This is a genomic window from Streptomyces sp. NPDC059897 (assembly GCF_042730865.1).
In the GTDB taxonomy this organism is placed as follows: domain Bacteria; phylum Actinomycetota; class Actinomycetes; order Streptomycetales; family Streptomycetaceae; genus Streptomyces.
Window position 1 is genome coordinate 66888 of the sequence record NZ_JBHWKQ010000039.1, and the last position, 6000, is coordinate 72887.

Annotated in this window: 4 protein-coding genes; 3 read left to right on the forward strand and 1 reads right to left on the reverse strand. The window is 70.4% G+C overall.

The features are described from left to right. Window positions 1–274 precede the first annotated feature (274 nt). Both ACFV9W_RS31365 and ACFV9W_RS31370 read left to right on the forward strand, forming a co-directional pair. Window positions 275–1696, forward strand: coding sequence for an NAD(P)/FAD-dependent oxidoreductase (locus ACFV9W_RS31365; protein ID WP_385767680.1), 1422 nt, complete (start codon window positions 275–277; stop codon window positions 1694–1696). 157 nt (window positions 1697–1853) lie between these two features. Beyond that, entirely contained in the window at window positions 1854–3497 is a 1644-nt protein-coding gene (locus ACFV9W_RS31370) for a SpoIIE family protein phosphatase (protein ID WP_385767684.1), read from the forward strand. Between the two features lie 4 nt (window positions 3498–3501). Here the strand turns inward: ACFV9W_RS31370 and ACFV9W_RS31375 are convergent, their stop codons facing one another. Beyond that, window positions 3502–4773 (reverse strand): MFS transporter, encoded by a 1272-nt coding sequence (locus ACFV9W_RS31375; protein ID WP_385767693.1) that lies wholly within the window; start codon window positions 4771–4773, stop codon window positions 3502–3504. Window positions 4774–4919: 146 nt separating this feature from the next. Here ACFV9W_RS31375 and ACFV9W_RS31380 point away from each other — a divergent pair, with 146 nt between their 5' ends. Then, on the forward strand, window positions 4920–5474 hold the full coding sequence (locus tag ACFV9W_RS31380; protein WP_385767687.1) for a MarR family winged helix-turn-helix transcriptional regulator: 555 nt from the start codon (window positions 4920–4922) through the stop codon (window positions 5472–5474). Window positions 5475–6000: the final 526 nt, after the last annotated feature.

The following is a 6000-nucleotide window of genomic DNA, read 5'->3' on the forward strand; positions in this document are numbered from 1 at the left end:
TCGCCCGCGTATCCCCCCAGACACCCCGACAAGAGACGAACATAGTTGAGCCGGGAGCGATTCAGAAGAGGCAGGTTCCGCACCGGGTGCCCCTCGAAAGGAGTATGTGCGGGATTTCGCCATGACCGCCCGGCCGCCCTCCGCCCCGGCCCACGGCCCCGCTGTGGACGCTGACCTGGGCACCTCCCGCGCGCGCGGGCCGACCGCCGGTCCACAAGGGGCACTTCTGGTCGTCATACAAATGGTCGGGACTGTGGACAAACGCATGGGCCCGATGCGTCATGGGAGGGTGAGGGAACCTGCGCGCATTCTTGTAGTCGGCGGCGGATACGTCGGGATGTACACGGCCCTGCGGCTCCAGAAGAAGCTCAAACCGGAGCTCAAGAGCGGTGCCGTGGAGATCGTCGTGATCACCCCCGACCCGTACATGACCTATCAGCCTTTCCTGCCGGAGGCCGCCGCCGGATCGATCTCGCCGCGGCACGTCGTCGTCCCGCTGCGCCGCGCGCTCGACCTGTGCCAGGTGATCGTCGGCGAGGCGCAGTCCATCGACCACGCCAAGCGCACGGCCACGTACACGACGCTCGCCAGCGACGAGGAGGGCACGGGCGCAGCCGCCCTCACCTACGACGAACTGGTCCTCGCTCCCGGCTCGGTCTCCCGCACGCTCCCGGTCCCCGGGCTCGCCGACTTCGGCATCGGGTTCAAGACCGTCGAGGAGGCCATCGGCCTGCGCAACCACGTCATCGAACAGCTCGACATCGCCTCCTCCACGCGCGACCCGGCGATCCGCGACGCGGCGCTCACCTTCGTCTTCGTAGGAGGCGGGTACGCGGGCGTGGAGGCGCTCGGCGAGCTGGAGGACATGGCCCGGTACGCGGCGAAGTACTACCACAACGTCAAGGCCGAGGACCTGAAGTGGATCCTGGTGGAGGCCTCGGACCGGATCCTGCCCGAAGTGGGCCCGGAGATGGGCCAGTACACGATCCGCGAACTGCGCGGCCGCAACATCGACGTACGCCTGGAGACCCGGCTCGAATCCTGCGAGCACCGCGTAGCGGTGCTCAGCGACGGCTCCCGCTTCCCCACGCGCACGGTCGTGTGGACCGCGGGCGTCAAGCCGAGCCCGCTGCTCGCCGCCACGGACCTGCCGCTGAACGAACGCGGTCGCCTCAAGTGCACCGCCGCGCTCGCCGTCGACGGCGCCCCGCACGCGTGGGCGGCGGGCGACGCCGCGGCCGTCCCCGACGTCACGGCACCCGGCAAGGAATGCGCGCCCAACGCCCAGCACGCGGTGCGCCAGGCCCGCACCCTCGGCGACAACATCGCGGCCTCCGTGCGCGGCGAACCGCTCACCGACTACGAGCACTCCTACGCCGGTTCGGTGGCATCGCTCGGCCTCCACAAGGGCGTCGCACACGTCTACGGCCGCAAACTGAAGGGCTACCCTGCCTGGTTCATGCACCGCGTCTACCACCTCAGCAGGGTGCCCACCGTGAACCGAAAGGCCCGCGTCCTGACCGAATGGACGCTCTCCGGCCTGTTCAAGCGAGAGATCGTCTCGCTGGGCTCGCTGGAACAGCCCCGCGCCGAGTTCGAACTCGCGGCCGGAGCGGTCCCTCCTACGGACCCATCTGGCGGACCCTCCCGCGACACCCCGCAAGGGCCCCCGGAAAACCCGAAGGGGTCGCCCTGACCGCGCTGTTGACGCCCCTGACCGAGCACCGGTGACCGGAGCGCGGAACTCCCGCCCGCGGACCGGCGTCTGACGTTTGTCAGTACGGTCGGCCAGACTGGTCCACGACCCCGGGCGGGCTCCTCGCCCACCCTCGAACCCACGAGGCTTTTCCCCTGTGAACTTCACGCGCTGGAGCGCCCGGCTCCCCGGAACGCAGCGCCGCGCGGCGGCCCGGGCCGACCACGGCGGACCCCAGCCGGCCGACGGCGCGGTCCCCGCCGCCCGCGCCGAACACCTGTCCGCGCAGGCGCCCGCCGAGAAGGGCGGCGTCGACGAGCTGCCCGTACGCGAGGTCCTCGACCGCATCCCCGCCCTCGTCGCACTGGTGCACGGCCCCGAACACCGCATCGCGTACGTCAACGACGCCTACGTCGCGGCCTTTGGCGAGCGCACCGCGGGCGAGCCCGCCCACGAGGCGCTGCCCGAGCTCGACGAGCTCAGCCTGCTGCCCTTCCTCGACCAGGTGCTGCGCAGCGGAAAGCCCCGCACGGTCAAGTCCCGCAAGACCTCCGGCGGCCGCTCGTACACCGTCACCTGCACCCCGCTGGAGACGGCGGACGGACCGGGCGTGCTGATCTTCGCGGCCGACGTCACGGACCACGCGGAGGCCGCGGAGCGCCTGCGCACCAGCGAGAGCGAACAGCGCGAGACGGCGGTCACGCTCCAACGCTCGCTGCTGCCACAGGAGTTGGAGGAACCCGACGACCTGCGCATCGCCGCCACCTACCTGCCCGGCGGCACGGAGGCCGCGGTCGGCGGCGACTGGTACGACGTGATCACCCTCGGCGGCGGCCGCACGGCCCTGGTGATCGGCGACGTCATGGGCCGCGGTGTCCGGGCGGCCGCGGTCATGGGCCAGCTCCGCACGGCGGTCCGCGCCTACGCGCGCCTGGACCTGCCCCCGCACGAGGTCCTGCAACTGCTCGACGGCCTTGCTACGGAGATCGACCCGCACCAGATCGCCACGTGCGTCTACGCCGTCCACGACCCGAACGAGGGCCGTCTCGTCTACGCGTCCGCCGGCCATCTGCCGATCCTCGTACGCGACGAGAACGGCACGATCCACCGCGCCGACGAGCCCACTGGCCCGCCGCTCGGCACCGGCGGCTGGCTGCACACCTCCGGCTCGGTGCCGCTCGGCGCGGGCTCCACGGCGGTCATGTACACCGACGGCCTGGTGGAGCGGCGCGACGAGGACATCGACGAGGGAGTGGCCGCGCTGGAGAACGCCCTGGCGGGCGCGACCGGCACGCCCCAGGTGGTCTGCGACCGACTGATCCGGGCGGCCGGCGTCACGGCCGAGCACGACGACGACGTCGCGGTCCTCGTCCTCCAGCACCCGGCCCGCAAGGGCACCGACGGCGAGCGCTTCCGCAACGCGGCGCTGGAACTGCTCGGCGGCGTGGAGGCGGCACCACGCGCGCGTGCCTTCGCGTCCGGCGTCCTCACCAGCTGGCGCTTCGCCGACGAACTCCACGACCTGGGCGTCCTCGCGGCCAGCGAACTCGTCGCCAACTCCCTCCAGCACGGCACCCCGCCCATGCGCCTGCGGCTGCGCCGCACGGACCGCCGCCTGATCATCGAGGTGACCGACGGGGACGACCACCTGCCGCGCCGCCGCCGCGCGGAACCGGCGGACGAGGCGGGCCGTGGCATCGCCATCGTCGCCTCGATCGCCTCGAACTGGGGATCGCGGCGCACGCCGGGCGGCGGCAAGGCGGTGTGGTGCGAGTTCGTGCTGCCCGAAGGCGCGGGCTGAGTGCCTACGCCTCCGCGGCGGCCGGCTCCGGCGCACTGCGCATGACCACGCGCGTGCCGGCCAGCGACGGCTGGTCCTGCACCGGCGTGAGCCGCTTGCCGAGCCGCAGCGCGAGCACGGTGATGGCCAGCGAGAACAGCACGAACGTCACGATGTACGGACCGTGCAGCGCGGCACCCATCGGCCCGCCCACGGCAGGACCGACCGCGAGCGCGAGCTGCTTCACCAGCGCGAAGGCCGAGTTGTACGTGCCGACCATGCCGGCCGGAGCGAGATCGGCGACGAGCGGCGCCACGGTCGGCGACAGCATCGCCTCACCGAGGCCGAACAGCGCGTACGTGGAGATGAACGCGGCGGTCGCCATCGCCTGGCTCCCGTGCCCGATCCCCGCGTACCCGGCCGCCAGCCACGCGACGGTCCAGATGAGGCCGACCGCGGCGATCACCCGCGAGCGCTTGCGGCGCTCGACGAGCTTGAGCACGGCGAACTGGGCGATCACGATCATCGCCGTGTTGGCGGCGAGCGCGATCCCGAGCGTGGACGCCGAGATCCCGGCGGCCTCGACTCCGTAGGCGCTCAGACCCGACTCGAACTGCCCGTAGCAGGCGAAGAACAGTACGAACCCGAGCACGCACAGCTGCACCATCGCCCGGTGCCCGAGCAGCGCCCGCATGCCGCCGTTGCCCTCGCCGTTCGGCACGGCCTCACCGAGCGCGGGCGCCTGCGGCATCCGCACGGTCAGCACGATCCCGGCGAGCACCAGGAACATCACGGCCTCGATGGAGAAGAGCAGCAGGAAGCTGTCCGGCCTGGTCTCGTCGACGATCTGGCCGCCGATGAGCCCGCCGATGCCGAGGCCCAGGTTCTGCAGGAAGAACTGCGTCGCGAACGACCGGGTGCGCGTCTCCGGAGCGGAGCACCACACGATCATGGTCGCGAGCGCCGGCTGGAGCACCGCCGTCCCGGCGCCCAGCACCGCGGCGCCCACGATGGCCGCCGGTTCATTGGTGGCGAGCCCGAGGCCGACCGCTCCCACGGACGCCACGACCGAGGCCGCGACGAGCACGGGCAGCGGGCCGCGCCGGTCGATGGCACGACCGGTGAAGGGCAGGACGACCAGGGCGGCCATGGCGAACGCGGCCAGCACGATGCCCGCCGCACTCGCCCCAAGACCTCGGACCTCCGCCACATATACGTAGAGGAACGGAACCGTGAAGCCGATCCCGAACGCGCTCAGCGCGCTGCCCACCTGAATCCGGCGCATCGCGGCGCCCATCGCCCTGGTCACTTTCACCTGCCCTTTCACTGGCCCGGCCACTGGTCCGGGTCTTAGTACTGAAGACTTAGAAGCTAAAGTTCGAAGCTAAAGAGTACACACGCAAGGACTTCAACGCCAATCACTCCCGTGCCATACTTCGCGCCATGGCGGACACCCAAGGCGCGCCGGCCGCCGAGCCGACGCTCGAAGAGCAGATCGCCGCGTATCAGCGCGAGTTCCACGCCCTCGACCCCCAGGTCGAGCAGATCGTCTCGGCGCTCGGCAGACTCAACCGCCGCATGAACGTGGCGTACGGACGCCAGACCGCGGAGATCGGGATCAGCAACACCGACTGGGAGGTCCTCAAGGCCCTCGTCCTCTCGGGCGACCCGTACCGCCTGGGCCCCGGCGACCTCGCCAAGCGCCTCGGCCTGACGCCCGCCGCGATGACCCACCGCATCGACCGCATGGTCCAGGAGGGCCTGGTCACCCGGGACCGCGACGAGAGCAACCGCGTCCGCGTCATCGTGGAGCTGACCGCGGAGGGCCGCGAGAAGTGGCTGGAGGCGATGCGCCTCGCCACGGTCTTCGAGGAGGACCTGCTCCAGGACCTCACCGCGAAGGAACGCGGCGCCCTCGGCGAGGTCCTCACCCGTCTTCTACGTCGCGTGGAAGACGCCCAGCCGGACGCCGGCGGCCGCCTCAACGACCTCGACTGAAGTCGGCCACAGGGGAGGGTTGACACGGCCCTCCCCGATCCGTAAGGTACCTCGAGTTGCCACGGAGCCGTAACGGTTCTGCGGCGGCACATCCGCCGCTCAAGCGGCACCCAACCTCAGCACGATCTCCCAGCCGGGATTCTATTCGGCGTGCCCGAATTCAATTCCGAACCCCCGATTCGCTCGGGGGCCGGGAATCCGCTAATGTTTGGGACGTCGGAACGGCCCAACAGCCGGGAAGACAAGCCCCCCTGACTGGGAATCAGGCCCGAAAGGATCTGATAGAGTCGGACTCGCCGGAAAGCCGAAAGGCCGGAAAGCGAAGCGGGACCGAGGAAAACGGATCGGAAAACGATCTGATAGAGTCGGAAACGTAAAACAGCAAGAACAAAAGCAAGACCGAAGGGAAGCGCCCGGAGGAAAGCCCGCGAGGGTGAGTACAAAGGAAGCGTCCGTTCCTTGAGAACTCAACAGCGTGCCAAAAATCAACGCCAAAATTTGTTGATACCCCGTCTCCAGCAATCTG